A 24186-nucleotide genomic window follows, 5' to 3' on the forward strand; every position below is an offset into this window, starting at 1 on the left:
ATTAAACTAAGCTATACGCACGTTTTGTTTCTTCATGGAACTTATTCGTATCGTATTTATGCTCAACATAAATTTGGTGCCATACCATAAACGCAAGTACAGTCCAAATTTTACGGCTATAATCGCCTTTATCTGCACAATGTGCTTCCAGTAAGTTTAATACATACTGTTTGTCGATTAAATGCTCTGTTTTACTCTCGTTTATAATATTGATAGCCCAATCATGCATTTCGTCTTTTAACCAGTGACGAATTGGTACTGGGAATCCAAGTTTTTTACGATCTAATACGTGATCTGGAACGATTCCGCGTGCCGCTTCACGTAAAATAGCTTTCGTAGTTCCGTTAGCAATCTTAAATTCAGTTGGAATTTTAGATGCAACATCAAATACTTCTTTATCTAAGAACGGTACACGAAGTTCTAATGAGTTTGCCATTGTCATTTTATCAGCTTTTAATAAAATGTCACCGCGTAACCATGTGAACATGTCAATGTACTGCATTTTGCTTACATCATCATAATCTTTAATCTCGTTATACAATGGTTTCGTGATATCCATATAGTTAACACTTTCATTGTAATACTTCATTAATTCAACTTTCTCTTCTTCACGGAAGATTTTCGCGTTTCCATAGTAACGCTCTTCAATTGGCGTACATCCACGCTCTAGGAAGCTCTTTCCTTTAAATCCTTCTTTAAGAGCACCACTTAATGCTTTTAGAACGCTCTTACCTGGGCTAGGAATGTAAGAGAACATTTTTAGTGAGTTTGGCTCACGATAAATGTTATAACCACCAAATAGCTCGTCTGCACCTTCACCTGAAAGAACAACTGTTACATGCTTACGTGCTTCTTTTGCAACGAAGTACAATGGTACAGCTGCTGGATCTGCTAAAGGATCATCCATATGCCAAATGATTTTTGGGAACTCATCCATAAACTCTTTCGCTGAAATGAATACGTTATGGTTTTTAACGCCTAATTTCTCAGCAGTTTCTTTTGCAACATCAACTTCACTGAAACCACGTTGTTCAAAACCAATAGAGAATGTTAAAAGATTTGGATTCATTTCTCTTGCGATAGAAGCGATAATAGATGAATCAATACCACCAGATAAGAATGAACCTACTGGTACATCACTGCGCATATGCACTTTTACTGAATCATATAACACATCACGAATTGCTTGGATATGCTCCTCTTTCGTTGCGCTTGAAGCATTGAAATAAGGTTTCCAGTAGCGATGGATTTCCATCTCTTTACCGATTTCTTTTACGAAATAATGACCAGGCTCGATTTTATTAACATCAATTGTTAATGTTTCTGGCTCTGGACCATATTGGTACGTAAAGTAATGTTGTAGTGACGTTGGATTAACGCCTTTATCTTCCATCACATGCATAATACTTTTCTTCTCAGATGCGAAGAATGTAGTATCACCTTGTTGTGCGACGTATAAAGGTTTAATACCGAAGTGGTCACGTGCACCGAAAAGTTTCTTCTCTTCACGATCCCAAATCATAAATGCAAACATACCACGAAGATAGTCTACACATTTTTCTTTCATATGTGCATACAATGCAATGATAACTTCTGTATCAGATTGTGTTGCAAACGTTGCACCTTTTTCAAGTAACATTTCACGTAATTCTACATAGTTGTAAATTTCACCATTAAAAATAATTACATATCGATCATTTTCATAAGTTAGCGGCTGATGTCCTGCCTCTAAGTCAATGATGCTTAAACGGCGGAAGCCAAATTGTACATGTTCATCACGAAAATATCCTTCGTCATCTGGACCGCGGTGGAAAATCATCGTGTTCATATTTTCAAATTGATGTTTTTCTGTTTCTGAAAACTCTCTAGGGTTTTCACATAAACATCCTACAAAACCACACATACTTCTTACCCTCTTTCAGTTTTCATTCTGTCTATATACTACTATATCAACCCTATTTATACTAGCATAATCAATTGAATATGGCGACCAAAAACTATAAAAAAATCACTCCATTTCACATTTTTAACAATTTTTTATGAAAACATGAAAACTAGGCAATCACCTTTCTCCGCTTTTGTCATATGATATTGCAAATTGATTTCTAGGAGGGAATACCATGAGTGAAGAAAAAAAAGACTCTTCTCGCCCACCGGTTCGCAATTATTTAAAGCAAATTGATGATTTCTTCGAGCAAACACCACTTCGCAATGTAATCGCTGATTTAAATCATTTTTTCCAAAAAGGAAACCGTTTATTAACATTCCCTGTAGATTTATATGAAGTTGGTGAAGAGCTTGTAGTTACAGCTGAACTGCCGGGTATCCAAAAAGAACAAATTCAAATTGAAATACAAACTGAATACTTAAAGGTCTCTGTAAAAGAAGAGATACTAGAAGAAGCAGATGAAGAAACATCTCATAACTATTATCGCCGAGAACGTTCCATTTCAGAAGCATCAAGATTGATTAAATTACCGTACTCAATTAATAAAAAAGCAGCGAAAGCTTCGTATCAAAACGGCGTGTTAGAAATTCGGGCACCAAAACTTCCACAACAACATGACATTTTATCCATAGACTAATGCAAAAAAATAAGGGTGCTATGCACCCTTATTTTCAATCCACTAATCGCTTCATATCACGTATAATGTCTTCGTATGGCGTATTACTAATGCCACTATACTTTTTCATTACTTTTCCGTTTTGATCAATTAAATAAAATGATGTACCATGCATGACCTGACCATTCTCCGGCTTATCTACAAGTGATTGGAAATTATCTTTTGAAAACTTCGTAATATCTTCTAACGAATATCCCGTTAATAAATTCCAGTTACTAGTATCCTCTGTAAACTTTTGAATAAAAGCTTTCAGATTTTCCGGCTTATCAAGGTCTGGATCTACACTAAATGAAACAAACTGAACGTCTATCTTCTCTTCTTTTGCCATCTTTTGCAGCTTGGCCATATTTGCAGTCATTGGTGGACAAACTGTTTGACAATTTGTGAACATAAAATCTGCAACCCAAACTTTCCCTTTTAAATCTTTTGTACCAAATGACTTTCCATCTTGATTTGTAAATTGGAAAGTTTCTAAATCCCAATTCAATGGTTTACGAAGCTTTGAACCCGATCCACTACATCCAGCAAGTACAAAGAGACAAAATACAACCATAAGACCAATTATTTTTTGATAACGCTTCATTTATAAACCTCTTTTCTCTATCCTAAATTTAAATAGGTTATGTTTATCATAACAAAAGTTAACACTACGAGAAAATTGTTTACTACATTTGTTCACGAAATCGTACGAATTTACGTATGTTACTTCTTTATTTCAAGCCAATTACTAGACAAAATTTATTTTTTTACTATTATTTCTCTAAATAGAAGTTGCAAAACTAATTTTATTGTTACTTTTGTAAACGCATCCCCCTATTTTTTAACAATTCCTTAAACATTCATCCATGTTATACACTGTATTCCTTAACAACATTTCGGTACAATACAATTACAACGATTTTAAATGAGGTGATGTTCATGACAAAACGTTATGAAAACATGGATAATGTGAGTACAAAAAAATCAATTCGTTCCTTTATACGTTGGCGAAAAGAACGAAAACAAAATAAAAAGGATTTTTCTTTTTTAGTAGAACAATCACCTGTTAAACAAAGTAAATTCCTACAAAACAACTTTGAAAAGACGTCTGTAACTTGGATTGGTCATTCCACATTCCTTATCCAAACGAATGGGCTGAATATATTAACAGATCCAGTATGGGCTACTAAATTAAAATTAGTTCCAAGACTTACTGAACCTGGTCTTTCTATACAAGAACTACCTAAAATTGATATTGTCCTCATTTCACACGGTCATTATGATCATTTAGATTTTTCATCGCTTCGCCAGCTAAATGATGATGTTTTATACCTTGTACCTATTGGACTGAAAAAACTATTTACTCGCAAAAAATTTACTCGTGTAGAAGAGTATAATTGGTGGGAAAATACAATCATTAATGATGTTTCCTTTCACTTCGTACCTGCTCAGCACTGGACGAGAAGATCCTTATTTGATATGAATACATCACATTGGGGTGGATGGATTATTAATAATGAACCAACGAAAGAAACCGTTTATTTTTGTGGTGACAGTGGCTATTTCCAAGGTTTCAAAGAAATTGGCAGACGCTTTTCAATTGATATTGCCCTTATGCCAATTGGCGCTTATGAACCAGAGTGGTTTATGAAAGCATCTCATGTTTCACCTGAAGAGGCAGTGCAAGCTTATTTAGATTTAAACGCTACACACTTTATACCGATGCATTACGGAGCTTTTGCCCTCGCCGATGAAACACCCCGCGAGGCAGTAACAAGGCTTCGAAATAATTGGAATTTACGTATGTTACCGTGGGAACAACTGCATGTACTCTTTTTAGGCCAAACCTTTACTTATAATAACGCAACAAACGGTAAGCAAGTAAATGAAAAAATTGAAACATTACACGTATAACGTAACTACTTATTTTCTATATCCAACATATACTATAGAAAATCATAAAGTAAAACTTTAATCAGTGGGTGTTTTCTATGAATGAATATTTACAGACTCGCTATATCATTAGCGGGAGTGCCTGTATAACCCTTCTTATTTCTTACTTTCTATTCACATAAAAAAAAGCTACTTGAAAATTCATTTCAAGTAGCTTTTTATTACTCTGCTAAATACATAAATCCAATTGCACCTGGACCTGTATGAGTACTAATAATAGGCGTTGTAAAGAAAATTTCTGATTGAGCAAATCCACTCACTTTTTCAACAGCCGCTTTTACATTTTCAGCTAAAGGAATTGCTTTCGCATGCGGAATTGCAACAGCTTTTACAACTTTTCCAGCTGTATCTTCCTCAAATAACTTAGCTAACGTTTTTACAATTTGACCTTGGCTACGCACTTTCGTTACAGGGTTATAAACACCATCTTCAAGGCTAGCAATTGGCTTTATATTAAGTAGCGAACCGATAAACGCTTTTCCTTTACCGATACGCCCACCCTTCACTAAATTTTCTAATGTATCTACTACTACATATAAACGAGTATTCTTTCTCACTTCATCTACACGTTTTAAAATTTCTTCTAGTGAGCGTCCTTCATTTGCCATTTTTGCAGCTTCTATTACTTGATATGCTAAAGCATGTGTAATAAATTGAGAATCAACAACTGTTACTTTTGTGTCGGTCATTGATGCAGCACTATTGGCAGTTGCCACAGTACCACTCATTCCACTTGTCATATGAATGGAAAGTACTTCACTTCCATCTTCACCTAACTTGTCATACATTTCTACAAATGTACCCATTGCCGGTTGTGATGTTTTTGGTAATTCCTCTGATTTGATCATTTCTTCAATAAATTCATCAGGTTGTAAATCAACGCGATCTAAATACGTTTGTCCATTTACAGAGATTGATAATGGTAGCACATGAATGCCATACTTTTCGATTACATCCTGCGTTAAATCTGCAGTTGAATCTGTTACAATTTTAATTTTTTGCATATTATATTCTTCCCTTTCCAATACGCTCTCCTTGTTATTATACTAGCATTCCCTGTGCTTTCAACAATTTCGAACAAATTTCACCAAATTAATTATATTTTTATATCTAAAATGAAAAAGACAGAGTTTACTAACCCTGTCCATACTCTGTATCATGCATTTTTTTCAAGGGTATTTGTTTTATATACATTTAAATAATCATTCCACTTCAAACAATTTTGCAAATATTCACGGAAAGAATACGAAAATCTTGGGTGCTTTTGTTTTTGAATTTTTGCAATAAATAATTGAAGACGAGACTGAATTAGAAACGATAATGGATGCTGTGCCTGTAGGACAGGGATTTCGAATATTTTAATACAATCCCCTGTTGAATGAGTGAAATAAAAACTTTTCGTAATCACAATATCAATCCTCTTTTTCATTGGATTTTTGAACTTCCTCTACTTTACGCTATAACACGTTGTTTAAAGTGGAGACTTCTATGAATACAAAAGTATCCTTAGTCAATCCCTGTAGTCCTTTTGGTTAGAAGATTTACACTCTATTTATCCTCCGTCCTAAATATCGATCAGACAGGAATCCCGTTATCCGTATATTGCTTAATAATTTTAGTATAAACTTAGCAAAGCGCAAAGTTTGTCTAAATTTTGGAGATTCTATAATTTTTTTCTTCTATATATTGTATACGTTTATGTCTAAAGTATAACAAATAAATAAAAAAAGTGCCTTTATAACGAGGCACTTTTCGACTGTATTTCTTCTTCTCTTTTCTTTTTCCGCTTACTGACAATCTTTGATAAAGCGATACTAATTTCATAAATACAAATAAGTGGTACCGCTACTAAACTATGTGATAAAAAATCCGGCGGTGATATACACGATGCAATGATAATCAATGCTACGTAAGCATACCTTCTTATTTTTATTAGCAATTCCGCCGTTAACAGTCCAATACTCGTTAAAAACATGACAACTACAGGTAATTCAAAAATTACAGCAAATGGAACTGTTAAATTAAGAACAAAATGAAAATACTTTTCTGTCGTAAACATCGTATTAAACATTTCATTACCTATCGTAGTTAAAAAATGAAATAAAAACGGCATTACAACGAAATATCCAAAACATAAACCTGCAATAAATAATATAGACAATACCGGTATATACATTACTGTCATTTTTTGTTCATTTGGATGTAAACCCGGTTTTACAAATAACCAAATTTGTATAGCAGCAAAAGGAATTGTACAAACGATAGCAAATACTGTAGCAATCGAGAAAAAAATCCATAATACATCACTTGGACCGAGAACAGTTAATTTCATTGGTAAATCTTTTACTAGCCAAAAATAAATATCCTTCGTAAAAGTAAATCCGATAATTAAAAATAGGACAAAGGATAGTACTGTATATATTACTCGTTTGCGAAGCTCAACAATATGTTCTACTACGCTCATTTCCCGATCTTCCATCTCGTTCACCACACTTTATTTATCCATTTCGAGGAAAATTCATTACATTTTTTCTTTCTTTTCCTTCTCTTGAAATGCATCATCAGTCAATTCTTTCGTTGATTTTTTGAATTCTTTTAACGTTTCCCCTAAAGCCTTTCCGATTTCTGGCAATTTTTTCGGCCCAAACAAAATGAGTACAGCTACTAAAATTAAAATTAATCCTGGAAAGCCAATATTTGAAAACATTTCTCCATCCCCTTTATTAGTAGATTCCTTGTCCTACTATTGCATAATTTTATTTTGTCAAAAAAGTTTGAAAACGTCAACAAATCCATTGCCTTTTGTCAAAAAAATTCAAAAATATAATCAATTATACAAATTTCATTTTCTATTGCCCTTGTGTATGATATGGTAAGGGAAATGACATATTATTTTATGATAGTAGAAAGGATTTGCATTATGACTGAAAAAATGACACGAATGACGCATTTTGTGAAAGAAGAAATTGCAAATGCAATTACACATGGTATCGGTGCCATTTTAAGCATCCCTGCCTTAATTATATTAATTATTCATGCCTCTAAGCATGGTACCGCATCTGCTGTAGTTGCATTTACGGTTTATGGTGTAAGCATGTTTTTACTGTACTTGTTTTCGACCTTGTTACATAGCATTCATCATCCAAAAGTAGAAAAATTATTTACTATACTAGATCACTCAGCCATTTATTTATTAATCGCTGGCACATATACTCCTTTTTTACTTATTACGCTTCGCGGACCATTAGGCTGGACGTTACTCGCTATTATATGGACACTAGCACTCGGAGGTATCATCTTCAAAATTTTCTTTGTACGTCGCTTTATTAAGGCATCAACATTATGCTATATCATAATGGGATGGCTCATAATCGTTGCTATTAAACCACTTTATGAAAATCTAACTGGACATGGTTTTTCACTACTTTTAGCAGGTGGAATTTTATATTCTGTAGGGGCTATATTCTTCCTTTGGGAAAAGTTACCTTTCAATCATGCCATTTGGCATCTTTTCGTTTTAGGTGGTAGTGCGATGATGTTCTTCTGCGTACTCTTTTATGTCTTACCTACAGCATAAAAAAGGTTTCAGCTTATATTAAGCTGAAACCTTTTTTATTACTTATGTAATTGTGATGCGATAACATCCTGTGTATGCTTCGTTAATTCTTTAATATCCATATTCGCATACTCTTCAGGTGTAATCGGCTTAGAAATTGTTACTGTTGCATGAGCTGGTTTCATACGGTTTCCATTCGCTTCAAACATTTTATATGTCCCATCTAACGTTACAGGTAAGATTGCTACACCTGACTTTACTGCAAGGTGAAAACTCCCAGCCTTAAACTCTCCAATTTCGCCACCCTTACTTCTCGTCCCTTCTGGGAAGATTACGATAGAATGCCCGTTCTTTAACAGCTCAATTCCATCTTTAATCGCTTGAAGAGATTGACGACGATCATTACGAACCATAAATACACAATTCATAAGTTCCATCCAAGTTGGTACAACTGGAAACTTCTTAATCTCTGCTTTTGAAACAAATCCAATTGGTTTATTTAAGTAACCTAGTAAAACAGGAATATCCATATTACTCTGATGATTACTTACAACTAGTACCGGCTTATCTTTTGGAACATTTTCCAGACCATTTACTTCAATTGCCCCACCAGCTACACGTACCATTTTCTTACCAAACCAATTTGTCGTTTTATACACAACATTATCTTTTTCTTGTGGCGACATCGTATTTACTTGTCTTTTCAGACGCCACATTCTCGGTGTAATCGCAATTACGATTAAAATTAAATAAAAGATTTTAAAAAACGTTTGAATCATACAGAACCCCCACCTATTATCATTCCGACCTTCATTATACTAGACAAACGAAGGAAAAAGAAGAAAAAATGTCCAAACAGCAAGTGCTTGGACATTTTTAAGTATTCTATATTAGAAACGTTTTGCTAATTCACGAGCATTAGCAATTGCTGCTTCTTTAATTTCTGGTGCTTTTTCAGGGTTTGCATTCATACCTTCAACTGCAATGTATTCAGTTTCATTTACACCGATGAATCCTAATACTGTTTTTAAGTGATTGCGGCCGAAGTCTACAGCTGCGTATGCTCCTTCAGAATAAACGCCACCTGTTGCTTGAATATGAAGTGCTTTTTTGCCTTCTAATAAGCCAACTGGACCATTTTCAGTATACTTGAATGTTTTACCTGCGATTGCTAAGTTATCTAAGTATGCTTTTACTACTGGTGGATAGCTAAAGTTCCACATTGGAGTTACGAATACATAACGATCTGCATGCATAAATGTTTCTAAGTTTGTGTTCATTGCTGCAACTTTTTGTTGTTGAACTTCAGTTAAAGTTTCAAAACCTTCACCTGCTGCAAATTTACCCCAAGCAGCGAATACATCTGCATCGATTACTGGGACTGTAGTGTTGAATAAATCAATTGTTACAACTTCGTCTTGTGGATGTTCGTTTTTATAAGCCTCGATGAAAGCTTCCCCTACTGCCACTCCGAAAGAACCTTCTGCTGAATTTGGATTTGCTGTAATAAATAGTACTTTTGTCATTGTATTCTCTCCCTTTTACACATTTTATCTTTAATTTGAGATTTATATTTCGAAAGTAAATAACTTACCTTATGTAAGTATAATACAAAAAGTCATGTTCAATGTCAATAAAAAATAGCTACTTTTTTTTCGTAAGTTAATAAACACTATCTTTTCAATACGTTTTGGTGAAACAAAAAACTACCTCCACATTCCATGGAGGTAGTCTTCATCATTTTCTATTTTTGAAACACATGTTTCACTTTTTCAGCTGGAATATTACTTCCGCCTCTACCTTTTACATCTTCAATCATCATTGTAATGACCATATCTGGTGAATTCAAATCAAATGCAGCGAACCAGCCTAGTTCTTTTCCTTCGGCCTCTTTCGATACTTTTAATTCCGCTGTCCCTGTTTTTCCAGCAAGAGTCATTCCATCAATTTTAGCAATTTTCCCTGTACCGTCTGGATCATTAATTACTTTCGTCATAGCAGTTTTTAATATATCCTGATTTCCTTTAGAAATTACATTTTCTTTCCAAGCTTTTGGTTGTTTATCTGTTTTAATAATATACGGTGATGGAATCGTTCCATCATTTACAATTGGCGCATACGTTAAAGCTAAATGAAGAGGAGTCATTAATACTTGTCCTTGTCCATATCCTGTATCTGCCATTTGAATATCATTTTTAATACCATCATTTGCGATTTTAGAAGCTGGGAATCCATATTCAATTGGTAATTTCTCATCGAATCCGAATTTTTTCGCTTCACTCATAAACTTGTCTTTTCCGATTTTCAAAGCTTCTTGTGCGAAATAAATATTATCCGAGTATTTCATCGCCTTATCCAAATCAATCGGATTTGCATCTTTCACACGTGTTACATAATAATTACCCCAAGAAGAATCTTTTGTCCATTTTAATCCTTCAATTTTCAACTCTTCTTTTGGATCAATCGTTTTCGTTTCAAGACCAATTGCAGCTGTAATAGGCTTAAATACAGATCCTGGAACTGATAATTGTGTAAATCGATTCGTCATCGGTTTTTTCGGATCATTATTCCATGCTTCGCGTTGTGCCTTCGATGTCCCTCGTGCAATTATATTAGGATCATATGCTGGACTACTTACTAGTGCAATTGTTTCTCCACTTTTCGGATTAATTGCTGCACTTGAACCAGCTTCGCCCTTCATTTCATTATACGTTTTTTCTTGAACAGCACTATCAATAGTTAAAGTTACATTTTCTCCATCAACGGCATCTGTTTTTGCTAAATTTTTAATTTCTTTTCCTTGCGCATCTTCTACAAAGACACGGCCACCTTTTTTACCGCGTAGCTTTTCCTCTAATACTTGCTCTAAACCGGCTTTACCAACTGGATCATCAGCTTGATAGCCTTTCTTTTGTAGCGTTTTTAAATCTTCAGCATTTACCTTTCCAATATAACCAGTCAGATGAGCTGCCGCTTCCCCTAACGGATATGTACGAACATTTACAGGTTTTGTTGAAACACCTGGTAAATCAATGTACGTATTTTGCGTTGCCCCCTCAGGCAAAATTCCAATTGGTACGAGATACCCTGGTTTTACCCATTTAGCAGCTAGTTTTTGATCAATTTCTTCTACAGACATATTTAATAACTTCGCTACTGTCTCTTTCGTTTGCGGAGCAGTATCGTCTAATTTTTCTGGAACTATTCCAATTTCAGAAGCTTTCCCATTCGTTGCAAGACCTTTTCCATTACGATCGTATATTTCACCACGTTTTGGCTCTGTCGTTTGCATACGCACTTTACTATCTTTTGTCATACCTGGGAATATAAAATCAGGAGTCCAATCTATTTTCCAAGATTCTTTATCTCCATCTTTTTCTTTCACCATTTTTGCTTCATGGGCAAAATTGATTTTACCACCGACTGTATCCATACTTACTTTAAAAGGAACAGGACCTTCATCTTTTTTATCTTCTTTTACTTCTCCTGCTTCTACTTTTAAGTTTTTCACTTCAATGCCAGAATAAATTTTTTCATATTTCTCAGTGAACTCTTTCTTCGAAATATCTTTTTTTGCCTTTTCTGATAATTGATCATACATTTCTGCAAATTTTTGTTTATTCCATGCTTTTGTATATGTATCAAACGCTTCTTGTGGTTTTTCTTCTTTACCGCATCCAACTAACATGAACGTTAAGCAAAGAAAAAGAATCCCCCATATCTTTCTCAATCAATTCTCCTCCTCTTTCTATATGAATACTTTTGAAAATTTTAGCATTTTTACATGCTAGATTTCATTATAGCACTATTGAATATCATCTATAAACTTATATTAACGAATACAAATAAAAAGATTGATGTGAATTTCACATCAATCCTTATTATTATTGTTGTTTCTCATATACATGATAATAGTACGTATACGGATTCTTTTCATCCGTTAAACCTTTTTCAACAAAAACTTCTTTCCAATTTGTCATATCCATTTCTGGAAAGAATGTATCACCTTCAAATGCGTAGTGGATTTTTGTTATATATAACTTGTCTACGTAAGGTAAAAAGAGATCATAAATTTGCGCTCCACCAAAAATAAAAATCTCCTCTTCATTTTTGCATAGTTCAAACACTTCTTCTACAGAATGTGCTACTTCACAACCTTCAACATGATACCCTTCATTACGAGTTACAATAATATTACGTCTTCCAGGCAGTGGTCTACCAATCGCTTCGTAGTTCTTTCTGCCCATAATAAGTGAATGGCCCATCGTTGTTTTCTTTACATACTGCAATTCACTTGGTAAACGCCAAGGTAAATTATTATCTTTGCCAATTACTCTATTCTCGTCCATTGCGACCATAAATGAAACAATCATTTTTTCATCTCCTCTACAATTATACTGCAACCGGTGCTTTAATTGCTGGGTGTGGATCATATCCTTCAATTGTTAAATCTTCCATTTCAAAATCGAATACAGATTTCACATCTGGATTTAATGTAAGTTTCGGGAATGGACGTGGTTCACGTGCCAATTGCTTTTCTACTTGTTCAAAATGATTCGTATAAATGTGTGCATCTCCAATTGTATGAACAAATTCTCCCACTTCAAGATCACATTCATGTGCAATTAAATGTGTTAGCAGTGAATAACTTGCAATGTTAAATGGAATTCCAAGGAATATGTCACCACTTCTTTGATATAGCTGACAAGAAAGTTTGCCATCTGCTACATAAAATTGGAATAACGTATGACAAGGTGGTAATGCCATACTTGGTACATCTTCAGGATTCCAAGCAGAAACAATTAAACGACGTGAGTCCGGCGTTTTTTTGATCATTTCAATTACATCTTTTAATTGATCAAGTGTCTCACCAGCTGTCGTTTTCCAAGCACGCCACTGCTTACCGTATACGTCTCCTAAATAACCAAATTTATTTGAGAAATCATCATCTTCTAAAACGTTCTTTTTAAACAATTCCATTTGCTCATCGTATTGCACTTTAAATTCTTCATCTTGTTGTGAGCGAAGACCGAAATCAGTCATATCAGGACCAGTATACTCATCGCTTTCTACCCAGCTCTTAAATGCCCATTCATTCCAAATATTATTATTATGCTGCAATAAATAACGAATATTTGTATCACCTTTCATAAACCAAAGCAGTTCACTTGCTACAAGGCGAAATGGCACTCTCTTTGTCGTTAATAAAGGAAAACCTTTACTTAGATCAAAACGCATTTGATATCCAAATACAGATACAGTGCCTGTCCCTGTACGATCTTCTTTCTTCGTACCATGCTCCATTACATGGCGGCATAAATTTAAGTATTCATATTCAGCATGTTTCATATGTAGTAAAACCTTCTTTCAATCTTATATGAAATTTATCATAACATGAAAAACAGTGAATTTAATAATCTTGATTAATAAAATTTCATTTCAATAATTCTTACAAAATTATTAACTTTCCATAATTAAAAAGGTTTTCATTTTCTATTACCGAAAGTATAGTGCGGTAGGATAAAATTTATATTTGGAGGTTAGAAGTATGTCTAAAATTGAAACTCCTGTTATGACTTCTTTACAAACAACGGTTGAAAAAATGATGAAGGATTTAAACGTTCCTGGAGCTGCTGTGGCTGTTATAAAAGACGGTGAAGTTATTATTTCAGAAGGATTTGGCTATCGAAATCTAGAGACAAAAGACACTGTTACACCGAGTACTCGGTTCGCAATCGGTTCCTCAACGAAAGCTTTTGGCACACTTTCATTAAGCTTATTAGCACAACAAAAAAAGTTTAATTGGGATACTCCTATCCAGTCTTATATACCTAACTTCTCTTTATCTGAACTACTTGCTAGCTCACAAGTTACCGGACGAGATTTAGCTTCTCATCGAACTGGTGTAAGCCGTCATGAGGCTCTTTGGTATAGCTCTTCCTTATCTCGAAAAGATCTCGTTGAAAAAATAAAACATTTACCACTTGATGCTCCGTTTCGTACAGCATTTCTTTATAACAACTTAATGTATGCGACAATTAGTTATATTGTAGAAAACATTACGAATCAAACATGGGAACAATATGTTGCAGAACATATTTTAGAGCCTTTAAATATGGATCAAACAAACTTCTCTGTTACAGACTCACAAAATACAGATGATTATGCATTACCTTACGTTGAAAATGACGGTAAAATAAAAGAAGTTCCATTCCATAACATCGATACGGTCGGCGCTGCCGGGTGTATTAATTCTACAATTGAAGATATGGCAAATTGGGTCCTTCTTCACTTAAACGAAGGGAAATTTGGAGATCATGAATTAATCTCCTCTGAATTATTACAACAAATGTATACACCACATAATTCCATTCCAGATCAACCAGTTTTATCACTTCCGGAATCTCCATTAAATAGTTATGGTCTTGGTTGGTTTATTAGCGCTTACCGTGGTAATAAGGTAATTCATCATGGCGGTAATATTGATGGGTTTTCAGCACTTGTTTCATTCATACCAACAGAAAACATAGGCCTTGTTATTTTAACGAATGCTGGAGACACATTACTACCTACTTATCTCGCTAATCAAATTTATGACGAACTACTTGAATTAGAATTCATTGATTGGCATAAACGTGCTGTAGAAGATACTGAAAAAATGAAGGAAATGATGAAAGAAGCAACTGAATCCATTCCTGAACAAATTAAAGGGACTACACCTTCTCACAAGTTAGAAGATTATACCGGTATTTTCGATCATCCTGCATACGGAACATTACGAGTATACAAACGAGATGATTCGTTATTTGTACAATTTATGGGGATGGATATTCAATTAGCTCATCATCATTACGACATCTTCTCTGCAAAAGTTGATTTATTCCAAATGAAAATGAGTTTATTATTCGCTTATGAAATGAATGTAAGTGGTGAATTCCCATCCCTTCAGTTACATGTACCAGCTATGTTAAGTACGCAGCCGCTTGTATTTAAGAAAATCAAATAAATATTTTAATAGAGGGAAGATAACACTTCCCTCTATTCCCCTTTTCTCTATGCAAAAAAAAGGATAATACGTAAAGGATACAGAATTCTATTATTCAACTAATTAAATTATTAGGAGGAAAAGCTGTGTACACAGAAATTTTCAAAGAAATTGTTTCGATTACTCATCACGATTATTCAGGTTGTATAGATAAGAAAGGATGGGACGATCCTACTACATATTTACAGACAGTCGAGAAACTAGAGAAACAAGGAGAACTAACACCAGTACAATTTACTGAAATTGTACGTGATTACTTACTAGATTTTAAAGATAATCATATGTTTTTTAAAGTGCACTCTAACAATCAACCTCTTAACAGTATTGGCTTCCAGGTGAAAAGATACGAAGACCGCCTATATATTACATCCACTTCACATGAAGTAAGAGTGAAAAAAGGACAGTCAATTTTAGCATTAGATAATATGAAAATTCCTGAGCTATTAATAAAATATAAGAAATATTTAAATGAGAATACATATGAACGCGAAAAATGGGATTATGTTTTATTACAATCATCAACTTGTACACTTATAAATGAAGATGGCGTAATCGAAACCATTACTTTACAAAAGTATAAACAAAATGAATACACGCCTATTTATTCATTTAAACAGCATAATAAAGACACACTCTTAATTACTTTGACTGATTTCGCAAATACTGAAGCGATTAATAAATTATTAGACTCACACAAAAATGAGCTTAATTCTTTTCCGAACTTAATTATTGATGTGCGTTTGAATCGTGGTGGAAGTGATGATGCATTTTTTAAATTACTTCCTTACTTATTCGAAGACAAAGAGATCTCCCTTTTAGATTCTTCAGATACAATGCAATTAAATCATACAGAACGAAACTATCAATTACGTATGAAAGACATCGAAATGGAAGATTATGATTCTTTAGACGAACTTTCCAAATTATTCACAGATATATTTATTCAAGATTTAAAAAGGAATTATAAAAAAGGATTCGTTACATTTGATACTTCTGAGTTACCAAAAGAACTTCAATCATTAAAAATACACGGACGAAAATCACCTTGTAGAGTAGTTATATTAACAGATGTTACATGTGGAAGTTCTGGTGATTCTTTTGTAAAAGTTGCAAAAAAATCATTGAAAGTAAAAGTAATAGGTCGTCCTACTGCTGGTTTAAATGATTATTCTAATTTAGCGGTAATGGAATGGGCTGATACATTCGCACTTTACTACCCTACTTCACGGCTCTCTATTATAGATAAAGGCGAAGGAATGTCCGGAATTGGTATACAACCGCATATACATATCCCCTGGACTCCGGAACATATACAGGAAGATGTAGATTTAAAGTTAGCATTACAACTGCTTCAAAATGAAGAATGGTAAAAAAATAAAGGTAGATGTGAATCACACCTACCTTTCCTATTTCATAGCAATCTTTTCTGGCTGAAACCAGATTGGCTTTAATAACTCAAAGTTTTTATGATCCTCTAAAACGATAGTAAGGCGTTCTAACGTATCCTCTAACATATGCGGTGCTGCTCGTAAGGACCACACAACTGATGAGAAAACTGTCATGCCAACGTACACCGCATATAAGTTCCAGAACTCCTCTGGTATTCCCCCATTAAAGTAGCCTTCTATTTGTCCGATTGAATACGGAATACTAATGTCTCTTGCAAATAGTGCAATTTTTACGAAATCATGAAGTGGGTCACCCCAATCATAGCCATTAAAATCAACAACACCTACATATTTCGCATCACGTACAATTATATTTTCTAAATGAAAATCATCGTGTTGAAATCGATTTGGGCGGTTCTTTAAATATATTTCATTTTCATCTATAAACTTTATGATTTTATCATCATTTTTTATTTTTATTCCACATGTTTTATATGCCTCTACATATTTTCGATGTTTTTCCATTGCTCTTTCATACCATGGAAGGATATCCTTAGGAGCTTCATATGTATGCATTTTTGCTAAATCTTTTCCTGCTTCTATACCAATATCATATTGTTCTTTTTGTTTATATGTAGGCAATAGCTTCTTCGCATCTTCCCCTTCTAAATATGAAAAAATGCCATAGCATACACCTTCTTCTGCCAACAAACCCATTTCAATTGGTTTTTGTGCTTGCACACTACGGTTTTGCATTTCATTTAAAATTTGAAACTCTATTTTCTTTCTTTCATACTCTTTTATATCGCCTGTCCGTAATAAATATTTTTCGTTATTCGCACTCGTAATTATATATTTCTTATCCGGTGAGAAACCTTTGGAGATTTCTTCAATATTAACTGCATCTTTTACTATTTGTATATTGTTTTGCCACGCTGTAATTGTTTTCATTTTTATTCCCCTTGCATTTCTACATTTGATGTATACGCTACTTCTACAATAAACCCATTCGGATCGTAAAAAGAAATGGATTCCTCCAAATTTGCTACCCAAAATTCAATATGATGAATACCTGCTCAAAGTGTATTCATATTAAGAATACGCCCCTTGTACTACTTGTACAATTTCCATTGGTGTATTGACCATATAATCTGGTGCATCTTTTTTCACTGTTTCAATAACATCATACCCCCAAGATACCCATATTACATTCACCCCAGCCTTTTTACACGCTGCTACGTCTCGCTGTTCGTCACCGACGTATAACATATCTTTCTCTGTTATTTTTTTCGATTTTAAAAATCTTTTTATCATTTTATCTTTACCGAACAAATTTTTAGAACAATATACCTCTTGTATATTTTCTATATCATTATTGTGTAAAAATGCCCGAATATGCTCTTCTGAGTTAGAAGATATAACGGCAATTCCGTATCCTTTTTTATGCAGTTCATCTAATACATCCTTCATCCCATGAAACAAAATAAGATCTTTTATAGCGGGTTGATACAATTTATAAAACTCCAGCGCTAATATCGGTAGTTTATACAATGGTACATCAAGTTGTTTACATCTCTCTGGCATCGTTAATTTACGCAAATACTCAATTTCTTCTTCCCTTACCGTTTTATATCCGTGCTTTTCAGCAATTTGATTATAAATTGGTACAAATATATTTTGTGAATCTACTAATGTGCCATCAAAGTCAAAAACAATATATTTTTGCATTCCCATACTCCCTTACTTCTTTTTTCCTAAACCTATTTTATTCAACAATATAGTTGCCTTACCCTTCTATAAGCATAAAAAAGAACAAGATTTTCTCTTGTTCTTTTTAAGAAAGCCACTTTGGCGGTACATTCGTATTCCAATAAATATTCCCTAATTCATGGTGTCCTGAGTACCCATCATCAAAACGGTGATAGTGGAAATTAAAATAATAACCATCTTGCGGTGGATGATCTCTTCTTACATGAAATCGCAATAAGTCATTTCCTGATTTCGTGTCATACACATGAAAAATCTTTTCATTATTTCCGCCAGCTGGTCTTTGAGAAATTGCTAATGATTGCAATGACTCCTCTGGCACATCACTTGCAAGCTCGGCAATTGCCTCTTCAATTTTCGGTAATATTACATCTTTAAACTCATCTTCAATTACTGGACCAATTTTAGTGCCAAACTTTTGCATCGACTGCTTCTCTGCTTCTTGCATTGCGTACGTAATAAAAGTATCAGTGGTTAACCTGTCATTCGTTTCTTCATATGTATAGGACGTACTCTCCAAATTTTGTTGCCCAGCTGTGCTCGTAGGCTTGTCCGCAGCTTTGGCATTATCAAGCAATATGGAAGGAGGCGTCACTAAACCAAATGTAAATACGGTAATTAATGCGACTAAGGTTTTTCTAAACCAATTTGGCATGTATGTTCCCTCCCCTTTCACTCATTATGTTTTATATAACGGTTGTACCTTCTATTATACAAAATGATTGTAATTTTTGCACTTTACAATTTTGTTAACGTTCACATATTTTTCACTTGAATATGAAATTGTAAGATTTCATACAATATAAATACAACAACAATGAGGAGGCAATCAGATGACTTTAGATGTCATGTATTCCGCCGCAAGCATACTCGTTTTAGTATATTTCCTTTATCAATGTGTAACAGATTAAAAAAAGAGCCATTTTCCGGCTCTTTTTCTATGGTAAAAATACAATCCAACCAATCCATACTATAAAAATAATCCCGGCAATTACAGCTGGTAATAAATAAAAATGAGAAAGTATAACTATTCCATACAAAAGCAGTACTGGAAGTAATAAATAGCGATCTGCCTTCCATCTTAACAGTAGTAATTTTCCTTCATCACAATATAAATGAAGAAACATTTTTTTCGTAAATTCATTCCAATAATCGCGCGCATAACGAGAAATTGCAACTAAAGAAAATACAAGAATAATAGCTACAATCCACCTCGGACTCATGATAATACTTACAGTACTTATACATACAATTTGAATATAAAATATTCGTGCACTACTTGTACGGAAAAATTCTTTTAAAAAGGATTCAACAATACGAGAATCTTTTTTCTTCCCTAAAAACTTTTTAGAACGTGGAAACATCCACGGCTTTTTATTCGAACTACTCGGTTTAGCCGCATGACCACCAACTTGCATAATCCCACTCGTCCAGCGCATACTTTCTTCTTTCTCTTTCTCAACTTCTTTAAAAAAGCAATTTTTATAATTTAGTTTTTCTTTTATTAATACGATGATTAATAAAACTGCTAGACCGATACATAGTATAGAATAAAAGGAATTTTTATAAATAAGAAACAGACTCAATCCAAAAAAGGATAGACTTATAGAAAATATCACATTTTTTACAATCCATATTAGCCATCGTTTCCCCACACGTATATGAATAAATCTCGTTAACAACGATAACATAAATCGAAATGCAGTAAAGAATAGCCAAAATAATATGATTTGTACCTGCGCCACTCCAATACTTTTCATCAACACGGGTAACATAGCAACTACTACCACTACATTCGTTATCGCTATTCGAATGAACGTATATGTCATGCCATACTGGATTAACTTTTGCATGTGAGTGGGATAAGAAATTAAAAATAAACTATCCGCTTGTTCAAAAAATGAGCGAACTCCTCTAGAATATGTAATCACATAAAATGCGAGTAGACCTAATCCGAAATAAACTGTCTCTCCCATCGATAATTCTTCCATCCATAGTGAACGATAATAAATCCCTATAAATATAAGTGCAGGAATAATAATATATAGTGCAACCGTCCAATCAGTTATAGAACGTATGGACTTCCATTTACGCCCCAGTTCATGGCGCAATCTTTTATAAAATTGTTGTTTAATCATGCTGTTCACGCCTTACGATTACATCAAAACAGTCTAATAATGAACTCCCTGGCATTTCCGCTAACGTTTGGATAGATTCTAAATGTCCATCTGCGACTAATGTACCTTGTGAAATGAGTAAAAATCTCTCACAAATTCTTTCAGCTGTATCTAATACGTGCGTACAAAGTAAAATTCCTGCGCCACGTTCTTTTTCTTTATATAAATAACTTAAAAACTCTTTCGTAGCTACTGGATCTAAACCGATAAAAGGTTCATCAATGATATAAAAATCTGGTTCAGTTAAAAATGCCAAAATGAGCATCGATTTTTGTTTCATACCTTTTGAAAACTTTGATAAATACTCATGTTTATGTTTATCCATTCGAAACATATGTAATAACTCTTCTGCTTTTCTTTCCCAGCTTCCTACCTCATTCTCGCGAGCAGCCATTAATAGTTCGATATGTTCCCAAAGCGTCAAATAATCATAATATGTCGGGTGTTCCGGCACGTATGCATAAGGATTTTTCTTTTCACCAAATGATATTTCACCATTCATATTTACAAGTAAACCGAGCATCGTTTTAATCGTCGTACTCTTCCCAGCACCATTCGCACCAATAAGTGCAACTAATTCACCTTTTTCAATTGAAAAGGCAATATCATGAATTGTCTTTTCTCCTATATCATATCCGGCAGAGCGGATATTCACTTCTAACATACATTCCCCTTCTTTCCATTTCCAATACAATCAAGGAAAAGAATAACATATAACTATCTATATATCATTATAAAATATTTATTTTCGTTGCAGGAATACATACTTTTTAACAGAATATTTAATGTTTGATTACATTTTATTGGAGTGGATTATATGTCTTTTCAAATTCGTGAAGCTACGATAGGCGATATAGATGCACTTTGTTCTTTAACAACAGAATTAAAGGGTTCCTCTATTTCCTATGAAGATATGAACAACCGATTGCAATTCGTACAAATGAGTCCGTTTGATTTTTTATATGTTTATGAGGAAGAAGAAACCATATGTGGATTACTTGGGTTTCGTATACGTGAAAATCTAGAAGATGTAACTCGTTATGGAGAGATTTCAATTATTAGTGTTGATTCTACAATACGACGGAAAGGCATTGGACAAATATTAATGGATTATGCGGAGCAATTAGCAAAGACACATAATTGTATCGGCACATGGCTAGTCAGTGGAACAAAAAGAGTAGAGGCACATCCTTTTTACAAAAAATTAGGATATGAAGTAAATGGATATCGATTTGTAAAACATTTTTAAACTACTTTTTAATTGAAAGGACTATAACTATGACAAACATCGAAGCAATTTTTATTGATCGTGACGGTACAATTGGTGGTGACACTACAATACATTACCCCGGATCTTTTACATTATTTCCTTTTACAAAAGCAGCTCTGCAAAAACTAAAATCTCAAAATATAAAAATTTTCTCTTTCACAAATCAGCCAGGTATCGCGGATGGGATAGCAACTGTAGCTGATTTTGCACAAGAATTAATAGGTTTCGGCTTTGATGATATTTACGTATGTCCTCACAAACACGGTGATGGTTGTGAATGCCGTAAACCAAGTACAGGTATGCTGCTGCAAGCAGCTGAAAAACATGGGCTTGATTTAAAAAAATGCGCTGTAATTGGTGATCGCTGGACTGATATCGTTGCAGGCGCAACAGTACATGCGACAACGATATTAGTTCGAACAGGCGCTGGATATGATGCTTTACATACGTACCGAGACAAATGGGCACATATTGAACCAAACTACATTGCAGAAAACTTTGAAGATGCTACAAATTGGATTTTAAATCAACTATAATACAAATTAAAAGAGACGTTTTCACAATGAAAACGTCTCTTTTAATCTTATATTTTTTTAAAACGTTAATTCATAATGAAAATAACGATTATCTCTCAAATAACCATTTTCAGCATATAATCGCTGTGCTGATAAATTATCAATCTCCGTTTGTAATTTTACACCTTTTGCACCATTTTCTAATGCAAATTCTTTAGCAGCTTCTAATAATTTTTTACCTGTTCCTGCCCCGCGCTTAGTTGCTTGTACAAATAAATCATTTAAAATCCATAATTCTTTCATCGAAATGGAAGAAAATGATGGATATAATTGTGTGAAGCCAATATATTTGCCGTCTTCAACTGCAACAAAAATAACGGATTCTTTTCTCTCGATTCGACTTCGCAAAAATACTTTTGCTCCTTCTAAATCGGAATCTTGTCTATAAAACATACGATAGTTATTAAAAACTGATGCTAGTCCATCTAAATCTGCAATTGTTGCCTCATATATTCTCATTTTACTCCATTCCCCTTCCAATACTGTCTCATTATATCCGTTGCCCATTTAGGCTGTACAATTTCTTCTTTCGGCATAAACTCTTTCATTATCGGCTTTATATCCAATATAGGTGTGCCATCAATAGCATCTAACCCCTCAACAATAATTGATTTACCTTCTCTTTTGATCACCTTTACAATTGTTGCTCCTATGCGATTCGGACGATTTTTCCCGCGCTGTGCAAAAATGCCTACTTTAGGATAATCATTATTATTTCTAGGATGTCTAGCAAAATATTGAATTTGTTCATCAGTTACTTTATGAAAATAAAAAACAACTTCAATATGAGAAAAATCTTCAATCCCTTGTATACTTTCCTCTGTATACATTTCAGTTACAGTAATACAGGATCTTACTTCTCCCCACTCATCATCTTTTATTTCCTTTCTTTCATTATGTACAAATGCGATTGGTTGAACTGAAAACATACGCATTCCCCCTCAATTGTAACCACTTACATTATAAAATATTTTCTGAATGTTTTCCACAAACTTGAACTAGGTTACATAATATAATTATAATCTATTTTGTAAAGCGAAATTAACTGCTTCAACTGCATGTATATAAGTTGTGTCAAATACCGGAATGGATATGTCTTCCTGTTTTATTAATAACCCTATTTCTGTACAACCTAATATGATTCCTTGTGCCCCTTCTTTTACTAACTCTTCTATAACTCTTTTATAATACTCTCTAGATTTGGATGTTATCTTTCCTAAACACAATTCTTTATATATTACTTCATTTATTTTATCTCTATCCTTTTCTGATGGAACCATTACTTTTATATGATTCTCTTCTATGCGTAACTTATAAAAATCTTGCTCCATTGTATATTTAGTTCCAAGCAAACCAACCCTTTGAATATCTTTCCTTTTAATTTCTTTCGCAGTTGCATCAGCGATATGTAAGACTGGAATATGAATATTCTCCTTTATTTTCTCAACTACTTTATGCATTGTATTTGTGCAAATAATTATAAAATCTGCTCCTCCCCTCTGTAACGAATATGCTGCATTCCCTAATACTTCTCCCGCTCCATTCCAATTTCCGTTAGACTGGAATCGCTCAATCTCTTCAAAGTCCACACTATTAATCATACATTTTGCTGAATGTAACCCTCCTAATCTCTCTTTTATTTCTTCATTTATGATTCGATAATATTCAGAAGTTGATTCCCAACTCATACCACCAATTAAACCTATTGTTTTCATTACACAAACACCCACCTTATACTGTTTTTCAAAAATAATCACAACATTTTATTATGTATATTATACATAATAAAACAAGACTTTACGTTTATAATATAAAGTCTTGTTTTAACTATTTCCAAGGAAATTTTATAAGA

General features: G+C 33.8%; 26 protein-coding genes and 1 pseudogene. 7 read left to right on the top strand and 20 right to left on the bottom strand.

All coding sequences use genetic code 11. From position 1 onward, the window contains the following. Position 1: 1 nt before the first annotated feature. Positions 2 to 1903, bottom strand: a complete 1902-nt coding sequence (gene asnB / locus QEP67_RS16730; RefSeq protein ID WP_000333826.1) for an asparagine synthase (glutamine-hydrolyzing) — start codon at positions 1901 to 1903, stop codon at positions 2 to 4. A gap of 217 nt (positions 1904 to 2120) precedes the next feature. On the opposite strand from asnB, the gene QEP67_RS16735 reads away from it, so the two are divergent. Next, the gene (locus QEP67_RS16735; protein ID WP_001288089.1) at positions 2121 to 2585 is read left to right on the top strand and encodes an Hsp20/alpha crystallin family protein; all 465 of its coding nucleotides are present in this window, start codon (positions 2121 to 2123) and stop codon (positions 2583 to 2585) included. Positions 2586 to 2619: 34 nt separating this feature from the next. Here the strand turns inward: QEP67_RS16735 and QEP67_RS16740 are convergent, their stop codons facing one another. Beyond that, the gene (locus QEP67_RS16740) at positions 2620 to 3207 is read right to left on the bottom strand and encodes an SCO family protein (RefSeq protein WP_000833345.1); all 588 of its coding nucleotides are present in this window, start codon (positions 3205 to 3207) and stop codon (positions 2620 to 2622) included. A 335-nt stretch (positions 3208 to 3542) separates the two neighbouring features. Here QEP67_RS16740 and QEP67_RS16745 point away from each other — a divergent pair, with 335 nt between their 5' ends. After that, a complete protein-coding gene (locus QEP67_RS16745) occupies positions 3543 to 4517 on the top strand; it encodes an MBL fold metallo-hydrolase (RefSeq protein WP_000167208.1) in 975 nt (324 codons plus the stop codon). Positions 4518 to 4717: 200 nt separating this feature from the next. On the opposite strand, the gene QEP67_RS16750 is transcribed toward QEP67_RS16745, so the two are convergent. From QEP67_RS16750 to QEP67_RS16765, 4 genes are all read right to left on the bottom strand, one after another. Further along, complete coding sequence (locus QEP67_RS16750) at positions 4718 to 5560, bottom strand: DegV family protein (RefSeq protein WP_033657798.1); 843 nt, start codon at positions 5558 to 5560, stop codon at positions 4718 to 4720. A gap of 152 nt (positions 5561 to 5712) precedes the next feature. Beyond that, positions 5713 to 5964 carry a DUF2535 family protein gene (locus QEP67_RS16755; RefSeq protein ID WP_000629012.1) on the bottom strand — a complete coding sequence of 84 codons (252 nt, stop codon included), beginning with the start codon at positions 5962 to 5964 and terminating at the stop codon, positions 5713 to 5715. A gap of 327 nt (positions 5965 to 6291) precedes the next feature. Further along, positions 6292 to 7035: a twin-arginine translocase subunit TatC gene (gene tatC, locus QEP67_RS16760; RefSeq protein WP_000390128.1), complete on the bottom strand. Its 744-nt coding sequence runs from the start codon at positions 7033 to 7035 to the stop codon at positions 6292 to 6294. A gap of 42 nt (positions 7036 to 7077) precedes the next feature. Then, on the bottom strand, positions 7078 to 7263 hold the full coding sequence (locus QEP67_RS16765) for a twin-arginine translocase TatA/TatE family subunit (protein ID WP_000492443.1): 186 nt from the start codon (positions 7261 to 7263) through the stop codon (positions 7078 to 7080). A 213-nt stretch (positions 7264 to 7476) separates the two neighbouring features. Here QEP67_RS16765 and QEP67_RS16770 point away from each other — a divergent pair, with 213 nt between their 5' ends. Beyond that, positions 7477 to 8133 (top strand): hemolysin III family protein, encoded by a 657-nt coding sequence (locus QEP67_RS16770; RefSeq protein WP_000136880.1) that lies wholly within the window; start codon positions 7477 to 7479, stop codon positions 8131 to 8133. Positions 8134 to 8171: 38 nt separating this feature from the next. Here QEP67_RS16770 and QEP67_RS16775 read toward each other — a convergent pair whose 3' ends face one another. The 5 genes from QEP67_RS16775 to QEP67_RS16795 all read right to left on the bottom strand — a co-directional run bounded on the left by QEP67_RS16775 (position 8172) and on the right by QEP67_RS16795 (position 13461). Further along, entirely contained in the window at positions 8172 to 8891 is a 720-nt protein-coding gene (locus QEP67_RS16775; protein WP_000616595.1) for a lysophospholipid acyltransferase family protein, read from the bottom strand. Positions 8892 to 9002: 111 nt separating this feature from the next. Further along, the gene (locus QEP67_RS16780) at positions 9003 to 9638 is read right to left on the bottom strand and encodes an FMN-dependent NADH-azoreductase (protein WP_000170044.1); all 636 of its coding nucleotides are present in this window, start codon (positions 9636 to 9638) and stop codon (positions 9003 to 9005) included. A 218-nt stretch (positions 9639 to 9856) separates the two neighbouring features. Then, positions 9857 to 11842 (bottom strand): penicillin-binding protein 3, encoded by a 1986-nt coding sequence (pbpC, locus tag QEP67_RS16785; protein WP_001227226.1) that lies wholly within the window; start codon positions 11840 to 11842, stop codon positions 9857 to 9859. A gap of 154 nt (positions 11843 to 11996) precedes the next feature. Then, complete coding sequence (locus tag QEP67_RS16790) at positions 11997 to 12485, bottom strand: dihydrofolate reductase (protein ID WP_000637215.1); 489 nt, start codon at positions 12483 to 12485, stop codon at positions 11997 to 11999. A gap of 19 nt (positions 12486 to 12504) precedes the next feature. Further along, positions 12505 to 13461 carry a thymidylate synthase gene (locus tag QEP67_RS16795; protein ID WP_000679623.1) on the bottom strand — a complete coding sequence of 319 codons (957 nt, stop codon included), beginning with the start codon at positions 13459 to 13461 and terminating at the stop codon, positions 12505 to 12507. A gap of 199 nt (positions 13462 to 13660) precedes the next feature. On the opposite strand from QEP67_RS16795, the gene QEP67_RS16800 reads away from it, so the two are divergent. Together QEP67_RS16800 and QEP67_RS16805 are read left to right on the top strand one after the other, a co-directional pair. Continuing rightward, the gene (locus tag QEP67_RS16800) at positions 13661 to 15118 is read left to right on the top strand and encodes a serine hydrolase (RefSeq protein WP_000034346.1); all 1458 of its coding nucleotides are present in this window, start codon (positions 13661 to 13663) and stop codon (positions 15116 to 15118) included. A 125-nt stretch (positions 15119 to 15243) separates the two neighbouring features. Beyond that, positions 15244 to 16527 carry a S41 family peptidase gene (locus QEP67_RS16805; RefSeq protein ID WP_000287825.1) on the top strand — a complete coding sequence of 428 codons (1284 nt, stop codon included), beginning with the start codon at positions 15244 to 15246 and terminating at the stop codon, positions 16525 to 16527. A 36-nt stretch (positions 16528 to 16563) separates the two neighbouring features. On the opposite strand, the gene QEP67_RS16810 is transcribed toward QEP67_RS16805, so the two are convergent. From QEP67_RS16810 to QEP67_RS16835, 6 genes and pseudogenes are all read right to left on the bottom strand, one after another. Further along, positions 16564 to 17496, bottom strand: coding sequence for a phosphotransferase (locus QEP67_RS16810; protein WP_000849650.1), 933 nt, complete (start codon positions 17494 to 17496; stop codon positions 16564 to 16566). Between the two features lie 62 nt (positions 17497 to 17558). Then, positions 17559 to 17636 (bottom strand): annotated as a pseudogene (locus QEP67_RS16815) (aminoglycoside phosphotransferase); the annotation flags it as partial. A 1-nt stretch (position 17637) separates the two neighbouring features. Further along, positions 17638 to 18273: an HAD family hydrolase gene (locus QEP67_RS16820; RefSeq protein ID WP_046955676.1), complete on the bottom strand. Its 636-nt coding sequence runs from the start codon at positions 18271 to 18273 to the stop codon at positions 17638 to 17640. A 106-nt stretch (positions 18274 to 18379) separates the two neighbouring features. Then, positions 18380 to 18967, bottom strand: a complete 588-nt coding sequence (locus QEP67_RS16825) for a YpjP family protein (protein WP_001134419.1) — start codon at positions 18965 to 18967, stop codon at positions 18380 to 18382. 283 nt (positions 18968 to 19250) lie between these two features. Next, entirely contained in the window at positions 19251 to 20450 is a 1200-nt protein-coding gene (locus QEP67_RS16830) for an ABC transporter permease (RefSeq protein ID WP_000595453.1), read from the bottom strand. Then, positions 20443 to 21153, bottom strand: a complete 711-nt coding sequence (locus QEP67_RS16835) for an ABC transporter ATP-binding protein (RefSeq protein ID WP_000895230.1) — start codon at positions 21151 to 21153, stop codon at positions 20443 to 20445. The genes QEP67_RS16830 and QEP67_RS16835 overlap by 8 nt, the downstream gene beginning before the upstream one ends. A 153-nt stretch (positions 21154 to 21306) precedes the next feature. Between QEP67_RS16835 and QEP67_RS16840 the strand changes: the two genes are divergently transcribed. After that, positions 21307 to 21738 (top strand): GNAT family N-acetyltransferase, encoded by a 432-nt coding sequence (locus tag QEP67_RS16840; protein ID WP_000009790.1) that lies wholly within the window; start codon positions 21307 to 21309, stop codon positions 21736 to 21738. A 29-nt stretch (positions 21739 to 21767) separates the two neighbouring features. Beyond that, positions 21768 to 22295, top strand: coding sequence for an HAD-IIIA family hydrolase (locus QEP67_RS16845; protein WP_000181713.1), 528 nt, complete (start codon positions 21768 to 21770; stop codon positions 22293 to 22295). A 57-nt stretch (positions 22296 to 22352) separates the two neighbouring features. Here QEP67_RS16845 and QEP67_RS16850 read toward each other — a convergent pair whose 3' ends face one another. From QEP67_RS16850 to QEP67_RS16860, 3 genes are all read right to left on the bottom strand, one after another. Continuing rightward, positions 22353 to 22793, bottom strand: coding sequence for a GNAT family N-acetyltransferase (locus tag QEP67_RS16850; RefSeq protein WP_001223876.1), 441 nt, complete (start codon positions 22791 to 22793; stop codon positions 22353 to 22355). Next, positions 22790 to 23263 carry an SAM-dependent methyltransferase gene (locus QEP67_RS16855; protein WP_000493248.1) on the bottom strand — a complete coding sequence of 158 codons (474 nt, stop codon included), beginning with the start codon at positions 23261 to 23263 and terminating at the stop codon, positions 22790 to 22792. Before QEP67_RS16855 ends, QEP67_RS16850 begins: the two co-directional genes overlap by 4 nt. A gap of 87 nt (positions 23264 to 23350) precedes the next feature. Next, positions 23351 to 24049 carry an aspartate/glutamate racemase family protein gene (locus QEP67_RS16860; protein WP_000848582.1) on the bottom strand — a complete coding sequence of 233 codons (699 nt, stop codon included), beginning with the start codon at positions 24047 to 24049 and terminating at the stop codon, positions 23351 to 23353. Between the last annotated feature and the right edge of the window lie 137 nt (positions 24050 to 24186).

Origin of the sequence: Bacillus cereus group sp. MS39 (assembly GCF_040448665.1) — a bacterium.
Classification (GTDB): domain Bacteria; phylum Bacillota; class Bacilli; order Bacillales; family Bacillaceae_G; genus Bacillus_A; species Bacillus_A wiedmannii.